The 22,308-nt window shown below is 61.1% G+C and carries 20 protein-coding genes; 11 read left to right on the top strand and 9 right to left on the bottom strand.

The features are described 5' to 3' along the window. Positions 1-59: 59 nt before the first annotated feature. A complete protein-coding gene (locus tag FHW37_RS09535) occupies positions 60-1,046 on the top strand; it encodes a glycosyltransferase family 32 protein (protein WP_246690715.1) in 987 nt (328 codons plus the stop codon). A gap of 5 nt (positions 1,047-1,051) precedes the next feature. Here FHW37_RS09535 and FHW37_RS09530 read toward each other — a convergent pair whose 3' ends face one another. Further along, positions 1,052-1,789, bottom strand: coding sequence for a polysaccharide deacetylase family protein (locus FHW37_RS09530; protein ID WP_145635393.1), 738 nt, complete (start codon positions 1,787-1,789; stop codon positions 1,052-1,054). Then, on the bottom strand, positions 1,786-2,877 hold the full coding sequence (locus tag FHW37_RS09525) for a glycosyltransferase family 4 protein (RefSeq protein ID WP_145635392.1): 1,092 nt from the start codon (positions 2,875-2,877) through the stop codon (positions 1,786-1,788). The genes FHW37_RS09530 and FHW37_RS09525 overlap by 4 nt, the downstream gene beginning before the upstream one ends. A gap of 329 nt (positions 2,878-3,206) precedes the next feature. Between FHW37_RS09525 and FHW37_RS09515 the strand changes: the two genes are divergently transcribed. Next, positions 3,207-4,544, top strand: coding sequence for a nucleotide sugar dehydrogenase (locus FHW37_RS09515; protein WP_246690714.1), 1,338 nt, complete (start codon positions 3,207-3,209; stop codon positions 4,542-4,544). Between the two features lie 14 nt (positions 4,545-4,558). Further along, complete coding sequence (locus FHW37_RS09510; RefSeq protein ID WP_145635389.1) at positions 4,559-5,038, top strand: class I SAM-dependent methyltransferase; 480 nt, start codon at positions 4,559-4,561, stop codon at positions 5,036-5,038. Positions 5,039-5,250: 212 nt separating this feature from the next. Here FHW37_RS09510 and FHW37_RS09505 read toward each other — a convergent pair whose 3' ends face one another. The 5 genes from FHW37_RS09505 to FHW37_RS09485 all read right to left on the bottom strand — a co-directional run bounded on the left by FHW37_RS09505 (position 5,251) and on the right by FHW37_RS09485 (position 12,283). Further along, a complete protein-coding gene (locus tag FHW37_RS09505) occupies positions 5,251-5,703 on the bottom strand; it encodes a cyclic nucleotide-binding domain-containing protein (RefSeq protein WP_145635387.1) in 453 nt (150 codons plus the stop codon). A gap of 41 nt (positions 5,704-5,744) precedes the next feature. Further along, the gene (locus FHW37_RS09500) at positions 5,745-8,468 is read right to left on the bottom strand and encodes an ABC transporter transmembrane domain-containing protein (RefSeq protein WP_145635385.1); all 2,724 of its coding nucleotides are present in this window, start codon (positions 8,466-8,468) and stop codon (positions 5,745-5,747) included. 513 nt (positions 8,469-8,981) lie between these two features. Beyond that, positions 8,982-10,472 carry a sulfate adenylyltransferase subunit CysN gene (gene cysN, locus FHW37_RS09495; RefSeq protein ID WP_145635383.1) on the bottom strand — a complete coding sequence of 497 codons (1,491 nt, stop codon included), beginning with the start codon at positions 10,470-10,472 and terminating at the stop codon, positions 8,982-8,984. Between the two features lies 1 nt (position 10,473). Continuing rightward, positions 10,474-11,427 (bottom strand): sulfate adenylyltransferase subunit CysD, encoded by a 954-nt coding sequence (gene cysD / locus FHW37_RS09490; protein ID WP_145635381.1) that lies wholly within the window; start codon positions 11,425-11,427, stop codon positions 10,474-10,476. A gap of 46 nt (positions 11,428-11,473) precedes the next feature. Next, the gene (locus FHW37_RS09485) at positions 11,474-12,283 is read right to left on the bottom strand and encodes a phosphoadenylyl-sulfate reductase (RefSeq protein ID WP_145635379.1); all 810 of its coding nucleotides are present in this window, start codon (positions 12,281-12,283) and stop codon (positions 11,474-11,476) included. A 366-nt stretch (positions 12,284-12,649) separates the two neighbouring features. Between FHW37_RS09485 and FHW37_RS09480 the strand changes: the two genes are divergently transcribed. Continuing rightward, positions 12,650-13,105, top strand: a complete 456-nt coding sequence (locus FHW37_RS09480; protein WP_145635377.1) for an RrF2 family transcriptional regulator — start codon at positions 12,650-12,652, stop codon at positions 13,103-13,105. A gap of 30 nt (positions 13,106-13,135) precedes the next feature. Here FHW37_RS09480 and FHW37_RS09475 read toward each other — a convergent pair whose 3' ends face one another. Together FHW37_RS09475 and FHW37_RS09470 are read right to left on the bottom strand one after the other, a co-directional pair. Continuing rightward, a complete protein-coding gene (locus tag FHW37_RS09475; protein WP_145636039.1) occupies positions 13,136-13,876 on the bottom strand; it encodes a carbon-nitrogen hydrolase family protein in 741 nt (246 codons plus the stop codon). Positions 13,877-14,047: 171 nt separating this feature from the next. Continuing rightward, positions 14,048-14,422 carry a hypothetical protein gene (locus tag FHW37_RS09470; protein ID WP_145635375.1) on the bottom strand — a complete coding sequence of 125 codons (375 nt, stop codon included), beginning with the start codon at positions 14,420-14,422 and terminating at the stop codon, positions 14,048-14,050. A gap of 214 nt (positions 14,423-14,636) precedes the next feature. On the opposite strand from FHW37_RS09470, the gene FHW37_RS09465 reads away from it, so the two are divergent. The 7 genes from FHW37_RS09465 (at position 14,637) to FHW37_RS09435 (ending at position 22,279) form a co-directional block, all read left to right on the top strand. Next, positions 14,637-15,197 (top strand): GNAT family N-acetyltransferase, encoded by a 561-nt coding sequence (locus FHW37_RS09465; protein ID WP_145635372.1) that lies wholly within the window; start codon positions 14,637-14,639, stop codon positions 15,195-15,197. A 208-nt stretch (positions 15,198-15,405) separates the two neighbouring features. Further along, the gene (locus FHW37_RS09460) at positions 15,406-16,452 is read left to right on the top strand and encodes a sulfate ABC transporter substrate-binding protein (protein ID WP_145635370.1); all 1,047 of its coding nucleotides are present in this window, start codon (positions 15,406-15,408) and stop codon (positions 16,450-16,452) included. A gap of 43 nt (positions 16,453-16,495) precedes the next feature. Then, positions 16,496-17,353: a sulfate ABC transporter permease subunit CysT gene (gene cysT / locus FHW37_RS09455; protein WP_145635368.1), complete on the top strand. Its 858-nt coding sequence runs from the start codon at positions 16,496-16,498 to the stop codon at positions 17,351-17,353. Next, positions 17,346-18,221 carry a sulfate ABC transporter permease subunit CysW gene (gene cysW / locus FHW37_RS09450; protein WP_145635366.1) on the top strand — a complete coding sequence of 292 codons (876 nt, stop codon included), beginning with the start codon at positions 17,346-17,348 and terminating at the stop codon, positions 18,219-18,221. The genes cysT and cysW overlap by 8 nt, the downstream gene beginning before the upstream one ends. Before the next feature lie 13 nt (positions 18,222-18,234). After that, on the top strand, positions 18,235-19,272 hold the full coding sequence (locus tag FHW37_RS09445) for a sulfate/molybdate ABC transporter ATP-binding protein (RefSeq protein WP_145635364.1): 1,038 nt from the start codon (positions 18,235-18,237) through the stop codon (positions 19,270-19,272). A 308-nt stretch (positions 19,273-19,580) separates the two neighbouring features. Continuing rightward, positions 19,581-20,903, top strand: coding sequence for a GNAT family N-acetyltransferase (locus FHW37_RS09440; protein ID WP_145635362.1), 1,323 nt, complete (start codon positions 19,581-19,583; stop codon positions 20,901-20,903). After that, positions 20,900-22,279 carry a virulence factor family protein gene (locus FHW37_RS09435; protein ID WP_186458199.1) on the top strand — a complete coding sequence of 460 codons (1,380 nt, stop codon included), beginning with the start codon at positions 20,900-20,902 and terminating at the stop codon, positions 22,277-22,279. Before FHW37_RS09440 ends, FHW37_RS09435 begins: the two co-directional genes overlap by 4 nt. Positions 22,280-22,308: the final 29 nt, after the last annotated feature.

The raw sequence follows: 22,308 nt of genomic DNA, 5'->3' as shown, positions 1-22,308 counted from the left end.
ACATCGGCGTGAAACGTACCGATAAAATCCGGGCAGAGTGAATTGCGGGGATGAGTTATTTGTCGGCTGAAACTTCCGGACCCAAGAATTTCCGTGCGCTTCTGCTTGCCGCCCGCGATCTGATTTCGGCAGGCAGGCTCGATGAGGCCCGCCAGACCCTGGACGCCCTGCGCGCAGATGCCGAGGCGATGAAGAGCCGGGCGCTCGGCGAGATGACGCTGCTCGGTTATCCGCGAAAGCTGCATTCCGCCTATCTGAAGCTCGCCAAGGCCGAGCGCGATATCGTCCGCCGCGTCGGCCTGCAGCACAGCCTCGTACCGCCGCCGCAGGCCATGGCGGCTCTCGGGCTTTTCGATCCCGCGGAACGCCGCGTGATGACCGAACTTGCCCGTGCGCCGGTACCGCGCATCATCCACCAGATCTGGCTCGGCACTCTGCCGGTGCCGCCAAGCGTCGAGCGCTGGGCGATCCATGCGGAAAAGACCGGTTTCGAATACCGCCTGTGGCGCGAGGCCGATCTCGAAAAGCTCGGGGCCGATGCCCATCCATCCTATCTGCGCATGCTGGAGATCGGCGATTATCCCGGTGCCGTGGATATCGCCCGTTATGCCATCCTGCAGGCGCTCGGCGGCATCTACCTCGACTGCGACTGGTACCCGACCCGCGACGATCTCGGTTTTGCCGATCTGCTGCCGCTGATCGGGCTTGGCGCCATGGCCGAGGCGGTGCCGCGCGAGACGGGTTTTGGCAGCCTGCTTCTCGCCAATTCCTTCATCGCCACGCCCCCCGGTCATCCGGTCTTCAAACGCATGCTACAGACGATCCCCGATATCGTCGCGGCACTTCCCGACGCACCGGCCTGGTGGTCCACCGGCCCGCTCGCCATGACGGTCGCCTTCCGCCAGACCAGCACATTCGTCGCACCGGCAGACCTTGTCGCCGCCGAACTTTCGCGCGGCGCGCCGATGAGCGATGTCGAAGCGGCCTGCAAGGCGGCGGTTTCCGGTGGCGGCGATGGTTTGCTAATCGCCTGGAAATCCTGGTAGGCGGCTTAGTGCCGCAGCAAGTCTGGCGCTGACCGCCAGCGACAGGCCGGGTGCCCGGATGTCAGGCGGAACAGGCGCGTCAGAAAATCCCAGGCCTGTTCATCATGAACGAGATGATGGCCGAGAATGCCGATTACCGGCTTTTCGTCTGCCCCGTCGAGAAGCGCCAAAATCTCGGCGAAAAGCGCATCTGCCGGACGCCCGCCACGGGTACCATGCCAGTCCATGATATCGACATCGCTGTTGAGCACGGCCACCGGCGCCGGCTTTTTCGGGCCGAAGGTGGAGAGCGAGCGAAAACCGAGATCGGGCAGGGCCGCGATGACTGAAGGCGCAATCCGGTTCCACGGCGGCACCAGCATGGGCACGAAGCGTGAGGCATGCAGTTCGGTCAGTTTCGCAAACCCGGCCGCCAGCTCGTCCGTCACCTCGGTCAGTGGGCGATGGCTGCCCAGCTCCTGTTTCTTCTCCTGCGGCCCGGCATGGTTTTGATGCGTCCATCCATGCACGGCGACCGCGACATCGGCCTTGTCCAAACCGTCCAGATGCGCGGCCAGCCTTTCGTCGGTTGGCTCGGGAATGACGGCGAGGAGAAGCGGCACGGAGAATTCCATGCAAAGACCCGTGAGCTGGTCGAGCGCTGCCGTCGGCTCGGTTGCGTCATCATCCCGCAGCCAGAAATCGACGCTTTTGCCCTGCTGCGCCAGCCGGTCAAAAGCCTGTTTCAGATCGATCTCGCTCACGCCGGCATGTCTCCGCAGTTTGTGATGATGTCGTTGAGCCGCGTCGCCGCTGCGGTGATGGACCGCTCGCTGAGGATGAAGTCGCGGGCATTGCCGGCAAGTTTTTGCCGTTCCGTCTGATCTTCGAGCAAACGTGCGATCGCCATCGCATAGGCATCCCGATCGCCGCCCGGTGTCAAAATGCCGCTTCGGCCATTCGCAACGGCTTCCGAAACGCCTGCCACCGCCTCGGCGACGACAGGCAGGCCCGCCGCCTGCGCCTCGAGATAGGCCAGCCCATAGGCCTCGCCATGGCCGGGCCAGACATAGAGACTGGCCGTCGACAGAAGTTTTGCGATCTCGGCCGGTTCCCGCTGGCCCAGCCATTCGATCCGGCCTTCCGGCAGGTTTTCGAACAGCGCCTCCACCTCCGCCCGCGCCGGCCCGTCGCCGATGATGGAAAGCGCCCAGTCGAGATGTCCGATGCGGGAAAGCGATTCTGCCAGCGCCGTATAGCTCGAAAGCTTGTCGCCGGGCCGCATCATCGCCACCGTCATCAGCTTCCCAAGCTGAGGCACGGGATCATGTACGAGGTAAAGGGCCGGATCGATGAAGGGCGAAATCCGCGCCAGCCGCGCCTCGGGAATGACCTCCCGCAGCCCATGCGCGTCCCGCTCGGTGATGCAGATATTCACAGTCGCTTGCCGCGCCCCTTCCGCCACCAGTTCCTGCGCCCGGATCCACTGGCCGCGATTGCGCCGGTTCGAATAGGAGGTTTCGACGGTCAGATACGGTACGCCGAAACGGCGGCATAGGTTCGGGCCTATCAGGTCCGGCGCCTTGTAATAGGGGTGATAGGTCACCCAACGGTCCGGCGTCCCGGTCTCTTCCCAAACTGTTGAGATCCGCGTGATCTCGGCCTCAGCCTGCGCATCACGCTCTTCCGTTGGCGACGTGGCATCCGGCAGGAAGGCGCGAAATTCCGAAACCACATCTGCCGCATGCCTCGCCAGCCGCAAAGCCTCCAGCAATTGCCGGGCCATCAGCCGATCGCCGGACGGTACGGGATGCCTGGGGGATTTGAGAGGCGCATAAAAGGCGATGTTCATCGCCGCAGATAGCCGCAAGCGGGTGGCTTTTTGCAAGGGGCGGGGTGGATTTTTCTGCAGCGCTCAGTGATCTCCCCCCTTGTGGGGGAGATGTCACGAAAGTGACAGAGGGGGGTAGCAACGTCTCGGCGATTTCAAAGCGAAATAAGAGCGCGATAATACCCCCCTCTGCCCTGCCGGGCATCTCCCCCACAAGGGGGGAGATCGGCTGGCGGCGCCCTCTTCGCCCTCTATCCAGCCATCATCCCTCCCGGAAACCTCTCTTGACACCGCCGCCCATCGGGACCACGTGAAGAAGCCATAAAGACTATCCTTCCGGAGTACCTCCCTTGAGCCAGGAACGACCCCAGGCGGCGGATCTTCTGCCTGCCATTGAGACGAAACATGCCCGCGCCGGCGTCATCGGATTGGGCTATGTCGGTCTTCCGCTCGCCATGACGATTTCCCGCGCCGGCTTCTCGGTGATCGGTTTCGATATCGATCCGGGCAAGATCACCGCGATCGAGGCCGGAAAGAGCTATATCGAGGCGGTGTCCGACACGGTTCTGACCCGTGAGACCGGCGAGGGGCGTTTTTCCGCCACCAGTGATTTCGCCCGCCTTGCCGAATGCGACATCATCGCCATCTGCGTGCCGACGCCGCTCACCCGCCATCGCGAGCCGGACCTGACCTATGTCAGCAAGACCTGCGAGCAGATCGCCAAGACGCTCAGGCCCGGCCAGCTTGTCGTGCTCGAATCGACCACCTATCCCGGTACGACCGAAGAGGTGATGAAACCCATTCTCGAAGCGACCGGCCTCGTCGCCGGCCGTGACTTCTTCCTCGGTTATTCGCCGGAACGCGAAGATCCCGGCAATCGCGATTTCGACACGTCGAGCATCCCAAAGGTCGTTGCCGGCGATGGCGAGATCGCATCGGCATTGGTCGAGGCCTTTTACGGTTCGGTCGTGAAGACCGTCGTGCCTGTCTCCGGCACACGCACGGCGGAAGCGGTCAAGCTGACCGAAAACGTCTTTCGCGCCGTCAACATCGCCCTCGTCAACGAGCTGAAGGTCGTTTACGAGCGGATGGGCATCGACATCTGGGATGTCATCAACGCCGCCAAAACAAAACCTTTCGGTTACATGCCGTTTTATCCGGGCCCGGGCCTCGGCGGCCACTGCATCCCGATCGATCCCTTCTATCTCACCTGGAAATCCCGCGAATACGACCAGCCGACCCGCTTCATCGAGCTCGCCGGCGAGATCAACACGGCCATGCCGCGTTACGTCATCGACCGTCTTGCCGAAGCGCTGGACCGCAATCTCGGCAAGGCACTCAGCCGCTCGAAAATCCTCGTGCTCGGCCTTGCCTACAAGAAGAACGTGCCGGATATCCGCGAAAGCCCGTCGCTCAGGCTGATGGAACTGCTGCTCGAGCGCGGCGCCGATGTCGCCTATCACGACCCCTTTATCGACGAAGTGCCGAAGACGCGCGAATACGGCCACCTCATGGGCCGCCGCTCAGTCGCAATCGACAAGCCTTCTGAGTTCGATGCGGTGATCATTGCCACCGACCACGATCAGATTGACTACGCCGCTCTGGCGCATGATGCCCAGCTCGTCGTCGATACCCGCAATGCCATGGCGGTGCGCGGCATCGCATCCGCCAATATCGTCAAGGCCTGAGAAGGAAACATAAAATGAGCAGACTAGACAGCTTCATCAGCCGGATGACCGCCCAGCGCGACATTCTCAATCATGTCGATCAGGTTCTGGGGCTCCCGGCGGGTGATGTTCTGGAAGTCGGCCTCGGCAATGGTCGCACCCACAGCCACCTGCGCCAGCTGTTTTCCGACCGCCGCATCATCGCCTTCGACCGCCAGATGGGCGCCCACAAGACGGAAGCTCCGGAGCCGGAAGATGTCGTGCTCGGCGAGATCAAGGAGACGGGTCTCGGCTTCGTCGGCAGCAATGCGGCCCTCGTCCATGCCGATATCGGCACCGGTTACCCGGATAAGGATGCGATCACGCTGACCTGGCTGCCGCAGATGGTGGCCGGCATGCTCGCCAAGGGCGGTTATGCCGTCAGCGGCCTGCCGCTCGAACATGCCGACCTCGAAGCCCTGCCGCTCCTGCCGACGGTGGAAGAGGGGCGTTACTTCTATTATCGCCGGCGCTGAAGATCGTTAACGATTGGTTACGATAAGTGCCTGTCATCACAGACAAAAAGTAACGTGCTGATGAGTTTATCGTGATTGCTGGAGCGGGCGTTTTGCCCGCTTTTTGCCATATTGGAACGGCAAATCTTCCGCATCAGATCACGGCGAACCACTGCGATGACAGCTATCAAACTGCCACCGAACTTAATTGTGGATAACCGTTCCGGTCTGGATCAGGCGTGCTGCTTTTCGTGCTGCATGTCGCTCAAACGCGAGCCACGGATCGTCTCAGCCAGCGTACGGCTGATCTCCATGCTGATTCGCGGATTGTCGGCGATGACCTTGAAGAACGCGTCCTTGGTGATGCGCAACGCATCGACTTCGGTGGTGGCGCGTGCGGTGACCGCCTGCGACGCGTTGGAGAGAAGGCACATCTCACCAATGATTGAATTGCATCCGGCTTCGCCGATCTTTACTTCTCCGTTCGACGAATCGGTGAGGAGATCGACCTTGCCGCAGAGAATGACGTAAGCGGCTTCGCTATCGTCGCCCTGGGTAAACAGATACTGGCCAGGCTCGTAGCACACGCGATCCGATGTAAAAGCCAATAGCTTGAGCTTGCACGGATCTACCCTGCAAAAGTAGGGGACCTTGCGCAGCAATTGGACTTCTTCATTCAGCAACATGACGCCCACCAGTCTGGTCGTTTGTTTTGATGACACCGGTATTATGCCACCAATGATTTGAAAATTCCACTCTTCATGTCTAGCGTTTCGAAGGTACCGTCTTCGACCACGTGACCGCGGTCGAATACTATCACCCGATGAAACAATCGTGACAGGGATGTGTTAGACAAAACCCATACCACGGAGGGATTATTGTCCTGCTCTTGCAGGAAGTGAAGCACATTTTTTACAATTTCCTCCTGAACCCGTCGATCGAGGCCCGGAAGAGGCTTGTTGAACACGTAATAGCTCGACCGGCGCACCAATGCGCGGGCAAGGCTGAGCTTGTGGCGCTGGATCAACGTCAGCCGCCGGCCGCTGGCGCCAACGTCGTAATCGAGGCCAAGCCCGATGAAGCTCTCGTAAAGCCCCATTTCCCTTAAGAGTCTTGCCGCGACATTGCGGATCTTCGCCGGAGCATCGGGGCTGCGATGCGACAGTTTGCCGAACAGGATGTTTTCTCGAAGCGTCGCCGCAGACATGTACTTGTGCGGGTCATAACGCTCGATACGGTCGCGCAGGGCGGCCGGCAGGTTGGCATAGAAGATGTCGCGCGCCGCGACGATCTGCCTCATGATGTCCGGCGTCAGCACGCCGAAACGATAGCGCGGCTCGACGTAATACAGGCTGAGCTTGACGATTGCCCGCTGTTCGTTGGCGCTCACCTGCAGGTCGCGGCGTGAGCGCTTGCGCTTCAGGAACTGCTGGTAGAAGGCGATGTCCTCCGCCGTGATGTGCTCCAGCTGCTGAAAGAGCGGATGTTCCGGCGGCAGGCCGGCAAAGATTTCGGTGACGTTCTCGGCAATCGCCAGACCCATGTCGTAGAGAAGGTCGAAGAGCTGTGCGGTCTTCAGCACCTCGAAGACATATTCGCCTTCTTCGATCTCCACATCCGGCGTGCCGTTGCCGTTCTGGCGGGTTGCGGCGAAAAGCAGGTTTTCGCGCACCGTCGCCTCGGTATTGTAGGCGCTGAAATCGAAATGCGAAACGATGCTGCCGAGGCCCTGTTTGGTCAGCTCCTCACGCAGCGCGAAACGCATTTCCACCACGCGCTCGGTCAGCGTCGGGTTTTCGGCTGGATCAATATAGGAATGCAGCGCCAGTTCCATGACATCCGGGGTCAGCTGCACGGCATCGAGCGCGCCGAGCACCGATTGCTTCACATCGTCCTGCGAGCCGCGGGAAACGGATGTCGAGCGCCGATCGATCCAGTCGGTATTCGGATCATGGGTCGAATTGCCGGCCATCTGTGCTTCGTTCAGCGCCCAGCGGCGCGCCATCGTCAGCTTGGGCTCCTTCTCCTTCGTCATCGGCGCGTGTTTCAGCCCGTAGAGAAGATTGTCCTTCAGCGTGCCATGGAAGAAATAGCTGTCGGCAGAGGCATAGGTCATCTGCCGCCCGGTCACGGCTTCCGGCAGCTCGAGAATATCCGTATCGCCAAGCATGACCTTGCCGGAGGCGGGCCAGACGATGCGGCCGAACGCTTCCGCGACGGCTTCCGCGCCAATCCCGGCATTGTCGATCACCGCCACCGTCTCGCCAAGCTCGATCTTGAGCGTGACGTTTTCGGCAACGCTTGCGCCACTGCCATCGACGATCGTCAGGTTGACGGCTGCGAGCGGAGAGGCGTCGTGATCGGGAAGCTTGACGGCGAGCGCATGCACGGTCGGCTCGATCAGCTGGGTCGGCTCGAACTGCTCCCGCACTTGCTCGTATTTGACCTGTACGTCCTGGCGGGCCTGATCCCAGTCGATCAGTTCCTTGAGCGGTCCCGGAAGGTCCTTGTAGGCGTTGATGACGGCAACCAGCTGCCCGACGTCGAGCGTGCCGCGCAGCGCAAAATAGCCGCCGATCGAATAGAACAGGAACGGCGTCAGCTGCGACAGGAAATTGTTGACGAACTTGACGATGAATTTCCACTGATAAAGCTCGTAGCGGATCTTGTAGATCTGCCCGAGCCTGTGGGCGATATCCGCCCTTTCGTAATTCGTCGTGTCATAGCTGTGGATCGTGTCCATGCCTTCGACGATCTCGCCCACCTTGCCGGCAAGGTGGCGGGCGGTGATCTGGCGCTGGCGTCCAAGCTCGATCAGCCGCCGGCGCATCTTTGGAATGATGCCGACCTGAATGGCCACCATGAAGGCGGCGATCAGGCCGAGCCAGAGGTTCTGCAGCACGATGAAACAAAGTGCCGCAATCGCCTGGCCGCCCAGCATGGCCGGCTGCACGAAGGCATCGCCGGTAAAGCCGCCGAAAGGCTCCACCTCGTCCTTGACCATGCTCGACACTTCGGCGCCGCGGATCTGGCGCATCGTGCTCGGCGGAAAGCGCAGAAGGCGATCGACCAGTTCGTAACGGATGCGCCGCAGCAGCCGCTCGCCGAGCCGGCCCTTGTAGTTGTTGATATAGAACTTGAAGAGGCCGTTGATGATGACGAGCAGCAGGAAGACGCCGGAAAGCGCCATCAGCATCCACAGGCGGTTCATCTCGAAACCGTCGAAGCTGATCGACCAGCCGACGAAGGGAATGGAATAATCGAATGCCAGGAAAGGCATCGTGGCGCGGGGGCCGTTAAAACCCTGTCCCTGGATCGGCCCGTTGATGATCTGCTTGGGCAGGTCGAAGGCCATGAAATAGGGGATCATCGAGATCAGGACGATCGCCAGGATCCAGATCTGCTGTGGCCGCGTATGGTTCCAGATATATCGGAGTAGATGCTTTTCCATCGACAGCAGATCTTTGCCCGAGGCATGCGGCGCTAAAGCGCGATTCCCGGAGAGTTAAGGAAGCCATGATATAGGCGTTTGTGTCAGTCGTGCAAACAGGTCGTGCAACCTGCCTGTTCCTTAGTCGGCGAATGTGGCAAACCTGCCAGTTTCCGCAATGCACATCTTCGCACAATGAATTGAAATCTTTGGCATAAACAGGTGTCGCGCATAGCTCGCACCAATTGTCCGGCTTTTCCGGTATCTGTGTTCAATAGAGTGGCAATTCCCGCCAGATCGCGCAAGAGCTGTGTTTTCTGACGGTTTTGTTGCATGGGTTGCAATCGGCGAAACAGGCCGCGATCCGGGAGCGCATTGCGTGGTTCCCTGCGCCTGCCGGTAAAAATCGGGATGTTTCAATATGCCGGGCGGTCAGCCTTCGCGGTCTTTCCAGCGTCGTGGAAGGGAGCAGCGGAAAAACGAAAACCCGGCAAGCCGTGAAGCTGCCGGGTCTCAGGAAGGCGTTGTCGGTCTTCAGTCGTTCTCGCCCGTGTCCGACAACAGGTCTGTAGCCTGCTTGCCGCTCAACCGGCGGATCTCCACTTCGTTGCGGCGGGCGGCGAAAAGCTCGCTGGCCATGATCTGTTCGGCAAGATCCGCCGGCAGGGACAGGAGCACGCGCTGGCCTTCCAGATGAATGCCGCCGAGATCGGCGCGCTTGGCGGTGATCATGCCGCCGGCAACCGTGTTCAGCGTATCCGGATCGATCAGGATGAAGGCGCCGGTTGCCCGGTTCTGCTCATAGGTGTCGAAGATCGCCTGTTCTTCGAAGGCGAGGTGCACCTTGCCGATCGCGTTCATGGCAAGCGTCGAGGCATGCGGTTGCCACTTGCCGCTTGAAAGCTCGAGCTGCGAGACCGGCTCGACCGTGACGCGCTGGCGGCGCGAACCGCTCTTCAGCCAGTAACGCTTGCCCGGCTCGATGCCGCCCGGCTGCAAGGCGACGATCTGTGCATCGAAACCCGTGCCGGTCATCGGCGGGCCATCGATCGAGACGATCATGTCGCCGCGGGCTACATCCACCTGCCGGTCGAGAACGAGCGTGATCGCATCGCCGGCCACGGCGGCATTGCGCACGAGGTCGAAGGTGACGATCTGCTTCACATTGGCGATCGTGCCGGAGGGCAGGATGGCGACACTGTCGCCCGGCTTGATTGCGCCACCGGCAACCGTGCCCTGATAACCGCGAAAACTCTCGCCCGGACGCGCGACGCGCTGCACGGGCAGGCGGAAACCGCCGGTCTGGGTCGACCGTGTCGTGGCAAGCTCCAGCGCCTCGATCAGCGTCGGCCCCTGGTACCAGGGCATGGCGCCTTCGGATGCGTAGACGACGTTTTCGCCCTTCAGTGCCGACATCGGGATGGCGGTCACCTGGCGCACGCCGAGCGACAAAGCCAGCTCGCGAAAATCATGCGAGATCTGGTCGAAGATCGCCTTGTCGTAATTGACGAGATCGAACTTGTTGACCGCCAGCACGAACTGCCGGATGCCCATCAGCGCTGCGATCGTCGCATGCCGACGAGTCTGTTCCAGCAGGCCGGCGCGAGCGTCGGCAAGCAGGATGGCAAGATCGGCAGTCGAGGCGCCGGTTGCCATGTTGCGGGTATATTGCTCATGGCCGGGCGTGTCGGCGACGATGAAGGAGCGCCGGTCGGTTGCGAAATAGCGATAGGCGACATCGATCGTGATGCCCTGTTCGCGCTCGGCCTGCAGGCCATCGAGCAACAGTGCGAAATCGGGCAAGCCGAGATCGTTCTGTTGGCCGCTGTCACGGGCAAGCGTCGCGGCCTGGTCTTCCTTGACGGCCTTTGTGTCCCAGAGCAGGCGGCCGATCAGGGTGGATTTGCCGTCGTCGACCGAGCCGCAGGTGATCAGCCGCAGCGGTCGCGCGTCACGGCCCGAGCGGGCTGCCGGTTCAGCGAAGGGCAGAATGGTGGCTGATGAGGAAGCAGCGGTTGCGGTCATCTCAAAAATATCCTTCACGCTTCTTCTTTTCCATCGAGCCTGACTGGTCGCGGTCGATGGCGCGGCCCTGGCGTTCGGAAACGGTGGCGATTTCCAGTTCGGCGATGACTTCCTCGAGGTTCGAGGCCGTCGAGCGGATCGCGCCGGTCAGCGGGAAGCAACCGAGCGTGCGGAAACGGATCGAGCCATGCTGCACGGTCTCGCCGGGCAGGAGCTGAAGCCGCGGATCTTCGGCCAGGATCATCATGCCATCGCGCTCAACGTAAGGCCGTTCGGCGGCGTAATAGAGCGGCACGAGCGGAATATCCTCGGCCTGGATGTAGCGCCAGATATCGACCTCGGTCCAGTTCGACAGCGGGAAGGCGCGGACGCTTTCGCCCTTTTTGATCATGCCGTTATAGACGTTCCACAGTTCCGGACGCTGGTTGCGTGGGTCCCATTTGTGGTCGGGCGTGCGGAAGGAATAGATCCGCTCCTTGGCGCGGCTCGCCTCCTCGTCGCGGCGGGCGCCACCGAAGGCTGCGTCATAACCACCGGCATCCAGCGCCTGCTTCAGCGCTTCCGTCTTCATGATGTCGGTATAAAACGCCGAGCCATGGGTAAACGGCGTGATGCCTTCCGCCTTGCCGCGCGGATTGGTGTGTACGACGAGGTCGAGATCGTATTTTTCGGCAATCTCGTCGCGGAACTCGATCATCTCCTTGAACTTCCAGGTCGTATCGACATGCAGAAGCGGGAAGGGGACGCGGCCGGGATAAAAGGCCTTGCGGGCGAGATGCAGGAGGACGGAGGAATCCTTGCCGATCGAATAGAGCATGACCGGCTTTTCAAACTCGGCCGCGACCTCGCGAAAAATGTGGATCGCTTCGTTTTCGAGGGCCTTCAGATGCGGATCGAGCGGTGGCTTGGAAACGGGCGGGTTCTTGATTTCCGTTTCCTGTGCGGACAGGGGCATTTCAGTCTCCGGGTATTCAACAAACACAAGAGTTGGCAGGGTGTCCTCAGCGGACCGCGCTTGCCGGGGAAATGGCCTGGGAAACAGGCTGAGCGACGTTCTGCTGGCTGCTGTCTTCGGCACCATGATTGTCCGGGACATGCAGGCCGCATTCGCGCTTTTCGTCGTTTTCCCACCACCATCGGCCGGCGCGTTCGGGCTCGCCGGGCTTGATGGCGCGGGTACAGGGTTCGCAGCCGATCGAAGGATAACCGCGACCGTGCAGCGGGTTGACCGGAATCGCTTCCGCCGCGACATGGGCGTGGATCGTTTCGATATCCCAGTCGGCCAGCGGGTTGATCTTGATCAGGTTGCGCTCGGCATCATATTCGGCAAACGGCGTCGTCGCGCGATTGCCCGACTGGCCGCGTCTGAGGCCGGTGATCCAGATGTCGGCGCCAGCCAAGGCCTTTGCGAGAGGCTTCAGCTTGCGCACATGACAGCAGGCATGCCGCGCTTCGACGCTGTCGTAAAAGCCGTTCAGGCCGTATTTCTCGGCATAAGCGTCGATATCGTCCTGTTCCGGAAAGAAGCGGCGGATAGACATGTCGAAACGGGCTTCCGTCTCGGCGATGAGGTCGACTGTTTCCTTGAAGAGGCGGCCTGTCTCGAGCGTCGAGACTTCGATCGGCAGGCGATGGGTTCCGATCGCCGCGGTGATGACCTGGTCTTCGATGCCGAGCGAGGTGGTGAACACGGCCCGGCCAAGCTTGGCTGCAAGCGCCAGACGGCCGGCAAGATCGAGGTTCTGCAACTCGGTATTCAGGTCGGCTGCGAGTGCCGGACGCCCGTGGCTGGTTATTTCATGCAAAGTCATGGATGTTCTTTCATGAGCATTTGCGGAATTATCCCGGGAATGCACGTGAAAAACGAGAAAAAGCGGTTTCTTCCGGCCTGTGTCGGGAGCAAATATCTCTCCAAACCGCGCTGCACACAGAAAACCAGCCGCCTTAACCAAATGTGAGCATTTTTAGGGCTTTCCGCCCGGTCATTCGTTTGTATTCCCTCATCATTTGAGGTAAGCCTGAACAGGCTCAAGAGCTGCGGTTCCGCGGCCTTTGACGAGCACCCTTCGAACGTCTTTCCCAAGCGCCGGTGGATGCCCTGAAATGAGATGATCGAGCGACGTCGCAGGGTGGTCTTTTACCCCGCGGCGGCGATAAAGCGTTCCAACGGTTGCGTGATGATATCCCAGAAGGCGAAATATGCGCTGCGAGCCCTGACGGCCCTGGCGCAGTCCGATCCGGCAGAACCGATGTTGATCTCCGACATTGCGGTCCAGCAGAGCATCCCCAAGAAGTTCCTGGAGCAGATCCTGCTTGACCTGAAACGCTCAGGGATCGTCATCAGCCGGCGCGGCAAGCAGGGCGGTTATCTGCTCCTGAAGCCTGCGGATGCCATCACCTTCGGCGAAGTTCTTCGCCTCGTCGACGGCCCGATCGCGCCGCTTCCCTGTCTTTCCCAGACAGCCTACCGCAAATGCGATGATTGCGACGGCGAACATCTCTGCGAGATCCGCCACGTCTTCGCCCGCGTTGCAGATGCCACCCGTGACGTGCTGTTCAACACCACGATCGCAGACGCCGTCGAAGGCGCCGGCGAGCCCAAGGCTCCGGTCCGCGAGCTGATGTCGGCGTAAGGCCGGCAATCCTCGCGATACGGCGGCAGGTCAGCCCGTCAAGGGAATATCAAACACCAGCAGTCCCGGCGTTCCGAGTAGAAGCTGTGCCGCCACCTTGCCCTGCGGATCGAGCACGGCAGTCGGCCCGATCGCGAGCCGGCCGTCGCGTTCGCCGGTGACGTCGGCGGAGATGAGCCAGAGGCCGGTCTCGCGGCAGCGCTCGCCGCGGACGGCATTGTGCACGTCGCGAAATTCCTCGGCCCTTTGTCGTGGCATCATGTTGTTGGTCGGGCAGACGATCAGCATGGCGCCGAGATCTGCGATGGCGCGGGTCGTTTCGGGAAAATTGGTGTCGTAGCAGACGCTGATGCCGAACGGCATCTTGCCGACCGTAAACAGCGGCGTATCAGTGCCGGGTGTAAAAGCCTTCTCGCCCGGCAGGAGATGTTTCTTGCGATAGCGGCCGACAAGCTTTCCCCGTTCGATCACGACGGCCGTGTTGTACAGCCTGTCGCCATCACTCTCGATCATGCCGAAGACGATCACCGGCCCCGTCTTCGGAAATTGGTCCAGCAGGGTCTCAAATTCGCTGGAAGCAAGGTCGATCGCGACCTGCCGTGCCGAAGCCGCGTCGATCAGATAGCCCTGTAGGAAACCTTCGGGAAAACAGACGAGTTGCGCTCCGGCTTCCTCAGCCTCGGCGACCAGGGTCGTGAGATGGGCCAGAGCAGCAAAAACGTCGTCGCGAAATTCCGGCGTCTGGGCGGCTGCGATCCTGACGGAAGCGATGGTATCGCAACCGGTTTTCACGCTCCGGTCTGGTTGGGCAGGCATGGATGGAAATCCGGCAAGGGTTCGGGGAGGAGTGGCGAGTCGGCCGCCATTGTCGCCGATAGCCGCATCCTTCTCCAGCGCCATTTCCGCATCGGCAACGCGTATAAAAGGCCAGAAGGCGTCTGGTCAGAGAAACGCGCTGCGCTCGCCAAATGGCGTGTCGTCGTCGAAATTCATCGTGCCGATGCGGTCGCTTTCGCCTGAAAGCGTTGCGGTCTCTTCTGGGGATGCTTCCGCTGCAATTTCCTCCAGCAGCGCGCGCTCCTGGGGCCGATGTCCGTGCTGTCCATCCGCATCGACTTCGTCGCCATGAGGATGCGGGGCGGGAGCGACTTCCTCCTCGTTCAGCGCGGCACTCTGTCGGGCAAGCAGGTCCGCCGTGATATGCGACTGCCGGGCGCCGACCCAGGCATTGGTCGGCTCGGCAAAGGAAAGGCTGCTGTCTGCCTGCGTCGCCCGTGATGCGGCCGAACTGGAAATCGATGTAATGGCATCTACCATGCGTTTTCTCCCGGCGGCCGCGCGCTGTCGCCTGGCGGATCTGCCCGGCGGATCTGCATGTCTCTGCAGTCGAAGGTAGTGCCGGAGCGGGTCGCCCGCAAGGATGGCGGGGAGGGATGTGCCGAAAGCGTGAAGAAAAGCTTTATTGCGCTGCAGCACCCGCTTCTGCGAAACGACGGGAATAACGTCATCAGCTTCCGGCACGCGGGCATTCATGCTAGCAATCCAGCTGCAACCGCCGGAATGGGGAAAAGGTGTGATTTCGGTTTCGATGGCAAGCTCGCCGAAGGATTTTCAGGCCGTCACGGTCATGTGCGACCGGCTGGCGGATCTCGATGCGAGCATCCATGCCGAAAAGGGCATCCCGCCCGATCTCGTCTTCGAGCTTTTTCACCGGGACGACAATCCGAACCTTGCCGAACTCTATGTCGCGCCCGCCGCGATGTTTCTCGCCCGCTGGGACGGCCAGCCGGCCGGTTGCCTCGGCTTTGCGCCTCATGATGAGACGGCCGATGAACTGCACAGGTTCTATGTCGATCCCGCTTTCCGAAAGAAGGGGATCGGCAAGGCGCTGATCGAAGCCGTTTTCGCCGGCATCACGGCAGGCAACAAGCGCCGGATCGTTCTGCAGACCTCGGTCTATCTCCCCGATGCGATCCGGTTTTATCAGGCGTCCGGTTTCGCCTTCTGCCCGCCTTTCCGTTCGGTGCATACTCTCTTCACCGAGACCGAAGTTTTCATGAGCTGCCTGCTCGATCCCGCATCGGACAGGTAATTTCGGGGTTCGGATCGGCAATTTTCGCCGGATTGTGTTTCCGCCAAGCGCCGTTTTGCCGAACGGCCTCTTCTCCATGAACATGCCTGTCCGGGGCTTCTGTGCTGCGCCAAAGCGGCCGAGGGAAACAGTTTTGCCTTCTTTTTGCCTCAGATTGACTAACTCGACCTAACCGATAGAGTTTTGAGCAGACATCAGGAGGGAACGCATGTTCACATCTGCCAAACCATTCGGAAGCTCTTTCGGCAAGGTTCTCGGAACCGCAATTCTGGGCCTGTCGCTTGCCGTCGGCTCGGTCGCACCGACCTTCGCCGCGACCCAGCTTCTCAACGTGTCCTACGATCCGACCCGCGAGCTCTACAAGGATTTCAACGCGGCCTTCGCCAAATACTGGAAGGCGCAGGGTGGCGATGACGTGACCGTGCGTGCCTCGCACGGCGGTTCCGGCGCACAGGCACGTTCGGTGATCGACGGTCTCGACGCCGATGTCGTGACGCTCGCGCTGGAAAGTGATATCAACGCCATCGAGAAGACCGGCAAGATCAAGGCCGGCTGGCGCGACCGCCTGCCGAACCACGCATCTCCCTACACTTCGACCATCGTCTTCCTCGTCCGCAAGGGCAATCCGAAGGGCATCAAGAACTGGGGTGACCTGGTGAAGGGGGACGTGCAGATCGTCACGCCGAACCCGAAGACTTCAGGCGGCGCCCGCTGGAACTATCTCGCGGCCTGGGCCTGGGCGAACGAAGAGTTCAAGGGCGATCAAGACAAGATCAAGGCCTATGTGGGCGAGCTCTACAAGCGAGCCCCGGTTCTCGATACCGGCGCCCGTGGCGCCACCGTCACCTTCGCGCAGCGCCAGATCGGTGACGTTCTGCTCGCCTGGGAAAACGAGGCCTATTTGGCCGGTGAGGAATTCGGCAAGGACGCGTTCGACATCGTCGTGCCGCCGATCTCCATTCTCGCAGAACCGCCGGTCGCCGTCGTCGATAGCGTCGTTGACGCCAAGGGCACCCGCAAGGTTGCCGAGGCCTATCTCCAGTATCTCTACTCGGACGAGGGCCAGAACATCGCCGCCAAGCACTTCTATCGCCCGTCGAAGCCCGAAGTGGTAAAACCGGAACTGTTGAAGCAATTGCCGCCGATCAAGCTCGTCACCATCGACGATCCGATCTTCGGCGGCTGGAAGAAGGCGCAGCCGGAACATTTTGGCGATGGCGGCATTTTCGACCAGATCTACAAGCCCGGCAAATAAGCCGACCATGTCGTCCGCAATCGCAGCCAAGTCGGGATATTGAATGACGCATACCGCCACTGCCGCATTGACGCGGTGGCGACTGAAACGGCCGAGCATCATCCCGGGTTTCGGGTTGACGCTCGGCTTTTCGCTCGCCTACCTGTCGCTGATCATCCTCATTCCCATCGCCGGGCTGTTCTGGCGAACGGCCGCCCTCGGCTGGGGCGGCTTTTTTGCCGTACTTCTCGACCAGCGCACGCTGCGCGCACTCTACGTCTCTTTCGGCACGGCCTTCTTTGCGGCACTGGTCAATGTGGTCTTCGGCGTCATCACCGCCTGGGTCCTGACCCGCTACCGCTTTCCCGGCCGCAGGCTGATCGATGCGATGGTCGATCTGCCTTTCGCGCTGCCGACGGCGGTCGCCGGTATCGCGCTTGCCTCGCTTTACGCGCCGCAGGGATGGGTCGGTTCGTTCTTCATGCCTTTCCGCATCGCCTTCACGCCTTATGGCATCGTCATCGCGCTGGTGTTCATCGGCCTTCCCTTCGTGGTGCGTACCGTCCAGCCTGTCATGGAAGAACTCGACCGTGAGGTGGAGGAGGCCGCGGCAACGCTCGGAGCGAGCCGGCTGCAGACCATTTTCAAGGTCATCCTGCCCGGCCTCACGCCGTCGATCCTGACCGGCTTTGCGCTCGCCTTTGCCCGTGGCGTTGGCGAATATGGCTCGGTCATCTTCATCGCGGGCAATATTCCTTACGTCTCGGAAATCGCGCCGCTGTTGATCGTCATCCGGCTGGAGGAGTTCAATTATGCCGGCGCAACGGCGATCGCGACGATCATGCTGCTGATCTCCTTTGCCATGCTTTTTGTCATCAACCTGATCCAGGGCTGGAACCGCAGGAGATATGGCAATGGCTGATATCCGTCGCGTGAATGGGCGCCCCAAAACCTTCCGCAGCCCGACCGATGAGGGCCTTGTTTTCAAGCTCGTGCTTGTCGTGCTGATGGTCGCCTTTCTCGGCTTCTTTCTGGTCCTGCCGCTCGTCTCGGTTTTCGTCGAGGCGTTTCGCAAGGGTTGGGAGGAATATTACGAGGCGCTGATCGAGCCGGACGCCGCAGCCGCCATCTGGCTGACGCTCACTGTCGCGGCAATCTCCCTGCCGCTCAACCTGATCTTCGGCCTCTGTGCCTCCTGGGCGATCGCCAAATTCGAGTTCAAGGGCAAGTCGTTCCTGATTACCCTGATCGACCTGCCATTCTCGATCTCGCCGGTCATTTCCGGCCTGGTCTATGTGCTGCTGTTCGGCTCAGCCAGCTTTCTCGGCCCCTTGCTCAAGAGCTACGGCATCGAGATCCTGTTTGCCGTGCCGGGCATCGTGCTGGCCACCGTCTTCGTCACCTTTCCCTTCGTCGCTCGCGAGCTGATCCCGCTGATGGAAGACCAGGGCACAGGCGACGAGGAGGCGGCGCTTTCGCTTGGGGCCTCCGGCTTGCAGACCTTCTGGTATGTGACGCTGCCCAATATCAAATGGGGCCTGCTTTACGGCGTGCTGCTTTGCAACGCCCGCGCCATGGGTGAGTTCGGCGCCGTCTCTGTCGTCTCCGGCCGTATCCGGGGCGTGACGACCACCATGCCACTGCATGTCGAGATACTCTATAATGAGTATAATATGGTGGCGGCCTTTGCCGTGGCCTCGCTGCTGGCGGCCCTTGCCCTCGTCACGCTCGCATTGAAAACATTTCTCGAACTTCGGTTCGGTGCCGGCGCTGCCGGCGGCAGGCATTGAAAGGCGCGCTCTCTTGGAAGTTACGGTCAACAATATCCGCAAGGAATTCGAGCGCTTTCCGGCGCTGAACGATGTCTCGCTGAAAATTGCCTCGGGCGAGCTGATCGCGTTGCTCGGCCCCTCCGGCTCCGGCAAGACGACGCTGCTGCGCCTGATCGCCGGTCTTGATTTCCCGACCGCCGGCCAGATCCTGTTCGGCGACGAGGATGCCTCGCATCATTCGGTTCAGGACCGCAATGTCGGTTTCGTCTTCCAGCATTATGCGCTGTTCCGGCATATGACGGTCGCCGACAATATCGGCTTCGGCCTCAAGGTTCGCCCGTCGGCCACGCGCCCGGCAAAAGCCGAAATCCGCCGCCGCGTCTCCGAACTGCTCGACATGGTGCAGCTTTCGGGTCTCGAAAAGCGTTATCCGAACCAGCTCTCCGGCGGCCAGCGCCAGCGCGTGGCGCTCGCCCGCGCCATGGCAATCGAGCCGCGCATCCTGCTCCTCGACGAACCGTTTGGCGCGCTCGATGCCAAGGTGCGCAAGGAACTGCGCCGCTGGCTGCGCGAATTCCACGACCGCACCGGCCACACGACGGTCTTCGTCACCCACGATCAGGAAGAGGCGCTGGAACTCGCCGATCGCGTCGTCGTCATGAGCCAGGGAAAAATCGAGCAGGTCGGTTCGGCCGATGATGTTTACGACCGCCCGCAATCGCCTTTCGTCTTCTCCTTCATCGGCGAATCCTCGCATCTGCCGGTGTCGGTTAAGGAAGGCACGGTCCTCTTCCAGGGTGAGCCGATCGGTATTTCCGAAGCTGGGCAAGGCGAAGGCGACCTGTTCTTCCGGCCGGAAGATGTCGCGCTGGTTGACGAGAAGGACGCGCTCTGTGGCAAGGTCACTGCCAGCCGCCGCCTTGCCGGTACGCGTATCGCCGAGATCGACATCGCCAATGACGGCCACGCGCCTTATCATGTCGAGGTCGAAGTGCCGCTGCACGCGGCCGTCGAGCTCGGCAGCGAAGTGCGCTTCCGTCCGACGCGCTGGAAAGTGTTTGCAAAGTAGGTTTTGGTGAGGGGCGTTGCGCCTCATCAAACACCCGTCGAGCAAGTCGGCAAAGATACGGCAGGACGAACCAGCGGGCTCCCGCACACAAGGCGCGTGTCTATCGCGGCCTGTCTTCTCTTCCCGCTAACCCATTCTTAGCCACGTCTTGAGATGCACCGCCGCATCACTGCCGGAACTTCGCGTCAAAATTGATCAGCGTCAATTTTCTGACGGAAATAAGCTGATATGCAGCCGCTGCGCGTAAGTTTCGGTAAATGGGTTTACGCTATAGAAATCGCGGTTTTGTTTTCTCCGACAGGTAATCCATGGCAGACGTCGCCAATGAAATCGCCGAACCCTTGCATCAGGATGCGGCGGGCCAGCTGAAAGCTGCAAGCTTTGGGGCTTTCTTGCAGGATAACCTGCTGCGGCGGCTTGTGCCGGACAGGAGCATCGTCCTTTTCCTCGGTCTCCTGGCCTTTACCGTCTGCCTTTCCCTCTATGTTTTCCTGGAAGACAATCTTGTCGCCGTCAGCTGGCGCATGGTCATGGTGGACAAGGGCGTGCATGTCTCCGTCATGCTGGCCGCCGCCGTTCTGGCCGGTTGCCTGGTTGCCGCACGGGCTTTGCGCGTCAATCGACCGAAGCGCGCCCGGCCTTCGAGCCAAGACCTCGCCCGCGCTGTCGATATTCTGGCAGCACAGCCGAGCGCCAGCGCTGGCCTTGTACGTCTTGGCGACAAGAACCTTCTGTTTTCCGAATGCGGCAAGGCCTTCATCATGTATGCCCGCTCCGGAAAAACCTGGGCGGCGCTGTTTGATCCCGTCGGCTGCCGCAAGGCATGGCCGGGCCTGATCATGCGTTTCATGGACGAGGCCCGCAAGGATGGCTGCCGTCCGGTCTTCTACCAGGTCTCCGCCGATTTCCTGCCCTGCGCGGTCGAAGCGGGCCTGAAGCCTTACAAGCTCGGCGAACAGGCCGTCGTTGACCTGACGAAATTCGACTTGAAGGGCGGGGCGTGGCTAAAGCTGCGCCGTTCGATCAACCGTGCCGAACGCGACGGCCTGCAATTCTCCATGCTGCCCGCAGCCGAAGTGCCGGCCGTGCTGGACGAACTGCTGGAAGTTTCCCGTGTTTGGCTTGCCGCCCATAATGCGGCCGAAAAGGGCTTTTCGCTCGGCACTTTCCAGCCGGCCTATGTTGCAGCAGGCCCGGTCGCGATCATCCGGCTCGAAGGCCGCATCGTCGCCTTCGCCAATCTCCACACGACGAATTCCGGCGGCGATGCCTTTATCGACCTGATGCGGCATATTCCCGATACCCATCGCGGCATGATGGATCTGCTCTTCGTGCGCATCATGGACCATATGAAGGCCGAAGGTTTCCGTACGCTCAATCTCGGCATGGCGCCGCTGGCCGGCCTTTCCACCCATCGCCGCGCGCCGCTGTGGAATCATGTCGGCGAGCGCATTTTCCGCAAGGGTGAGCGCTTTTACAATTTCCAGGGCGTGCTCGCCTTCAAGTCTAAATTCGATCCGGAATGGCAGCCGCGTTACCTCGCTGTCAGCGGCCGCGGCATGCCTGTCGTGGCACTGTTCGATGTTACCAAGCTGATTGCCGGAGGGGTCAAGGGCATCCTGCGCCGATGAAGCTGTTGCCGATCATCGTCGGGTGTCTGACGATTGCGTCCTTTGTCGCCAATGCGGATTGCGAGACCTATAGCGAGCTGGCAAGCCTGCCGACCTCGCTTATTGCCTATCCGGATGAAAACGCCTCCGGCATCGTGATCCTCCTGTCGGATGAAGACGGCTGGACGGACGATGAGGAGGACATGTCCGATGCTTTGGTCGCCGAAGGCGCCGTCGTTGTCGGTGTCGATCTGCCGGACTATTACGCTTCCCTCTCTGCCGAAGAGCGCGACTGCCTCTACTTGGTCTCCGACATCGAGGAGATCAGCCGGCGCATTCACCGCGACCGGAATATGCCGATCTATCACCAGCCGCTGGTCGCAGGCATCGGCGCCGGCGGCGCGCTGGCACTGGCAATCGCCGCCCAGACCCCGCCCTCGACGATCGCCGGCACGCTCGCCATTAATCCGAAAGCCGATATCGCACTCCAGAAAATCCTCTGCACTCCGGCAAAAAAGACGCCCGTTGAGGGCGGCATGGCCTATGGCCTGACCGATGGCCCGCTGCCGAACCCGGTCCGTGTCGTTTTCGGCCCGCAGGCAGATGAGGCCGGCCGCGCCCATGTCGGGGAATTGCGCGCGGCTCATGCCGATATCGAGACCGCCGACGCTGCGACTGATCCCGGCACCGCCGTAACCGCCCCTGAACTTTTGCTGCGCGATCTTGTCGTCATGCTGCGCCATCAGCGTGATGCCTCGACGCCACTCGACCTGCCGATCATCCCGCTGGATACAGTGGCTGCGCATGACACGATGGCGATCATCTATTCCGGCGACGGCGGCTGGCGCGATATCGACCGCAAGCTCGCCGCCTATCTGGTGGAAGACGGCATTCCGGTCGTCGGCGTCGATGCGCTGCGCTATTTCTGGACGGAAAAGGGCCCGGAAGCGACGGCCGCCGACCTGTCGCGCATCATCGATACCTATCGCAAGCGCTATCGTGTAGGCCATGTCGTGCTGATCGGTTATTCTTTCGGCGCCAACATCCTGCCGGCAACCTACCGGGCGCTGCCGGAAGCCGATCGCAAAATGGTCTCGCTCATCTCGCTTCTCGCGCTGTCGCACCAGGCCGATTTCGAGATCGCCGTCACCGGCTGGCTGGGTTATGCCGGCGCCGGCAAACATGGCGATCCGGTGGAGGACCTGAAGGCGATCGAGCCTTTCAAGATCCAGTGCGTCTACGGCATCAAGGAAGAGGACACGGCCTGCCCGGACGTTCAGGCGATCGCTGGCGCACAAGTGCTCGCCCGCAACGGCGGCCACCATTTCGACGGCGACTACAAGGCAATCGAGCGGCTGATCGTGGAGCGGCTGAAGACGCTGGTGGCGGTGAACTGATTTCTGGTATTCCCTGCCTGTATTCGATA

Origin of the sequence: Neorhizobium alkalisoli, from assembly GCF_007829835.1 — a bacterium.
Lineage (GTDB): Bacteria > Pseudomonadota > Alphaproteobacteria > Rhizobiales > Rhizobiaceae > Neorhizobium.
This window is presented reverse-complemented; position numbering and strand designations above follow the sequence as displayed.

Bases quoted from the DNA above. Each gene is read 5' to 3' on its own strand.
- FHW37_RS09525 (WP_145635392.1), bottom strand. From the start codon at position 2,877: ATGAACATCGCCTTTTATGCGCCTCTCAAATCCCCCAGGCATCCCGTA.
- FHW37_RS09510 (WP_145635389.1), top strand. From the start codon at position 4,559: ATGAGCAGACTAGACAGCTTCATCAGCCGGATGACCGCCCAGCGCGAC.
- FHW37_RS09505 (WP_145635387.1), bottom strand. From the start codon at position 5,703: ATGTTGCTGAATGAAGAAGTCCAATTGCTGCGCAAGGTCCCCTACTTT.
- FHW37_RS09500 (WP_145635385.1), bottom strand. From the start codon at position 8,468: ATGGAAAAGCATCTACTCCGATATATCTGGAACCATACGCGGCCACAG.
- cysN (WP_145635383.1), bottom strand. From the start codon at position 10,472: ATGACCGCAACCGCTGCTTCCTCATCAGCCACCATTCTGCCCTTCGCT.
- cysD (WP_145635381.1), bottom strand. From the start codon at position 11,427: ATGCCCCTGTCCGCACAGGAAACGGAAATCAAGAACCCGCCCGTTTCC.
- FHW37_RS09485 (WP_145635379.1), bottom strand. From the start codon at position 12,283: ATGACTTTGCATGAAATAACCAGCCACGGGCGTCCGGCACTCGCAGCC.
- FHW37_RS09480 (WP_145635377.1), top strand. From the start codon at position 12,650: ATGATATCCCAGAAGGCGAAATATGCGCTGCGAGCCCTGACGGCCCTG.
- FHW37_RS09470 (WP_145635375.1), bottom strand. From the start codon at position 14,422: ATGGTAGATGCCATTACATCGATTTCCAGTTCGGCCGCATCACGGGCG.
- FHW37_RS09465 (WP_145635372.1), top strand. From the start codon at position 14,637: ATGCTAGCAATCCAGCTGCAACCGCCGGAATGGGGAAAAGGTGTGATT.
- FHW37_RS09460 (WP_145635370.1), top strand. From the start codon at position 15,406: ATGTTCACATCTGCCAAACCATTCGGAAGCTCTTTCGGCAAGGTTCTC.
- cysT (WP_145635368.1), top strand. From the start codon at position 16,496: ATGACGCATACCGCCACTGCCGCATTGACGCGGTGGCGACTGAAACGG.
- cysW (WP_145635366.1), top strand. From the start codon at position 17,346: ATGGCTGATATCCGTCGCGTGAATGGGCGCCCCAAAACCTTCCGCAGC.
- FHW37_RS09440 (WP_145635362.1), top strand. From the start codon at position 19,581: ATGGCAGACGTCGCCAATGAAATCGCCGAACCCTTGCATCAGGATGCG.
- FHW37_RS09435 (WP_186458199.1), top strand. From the start codon at position 20,900: ATGAAGCTGTTGCCGATCATCGTCGGGTGTCTGACGATTGCGTCCTTT.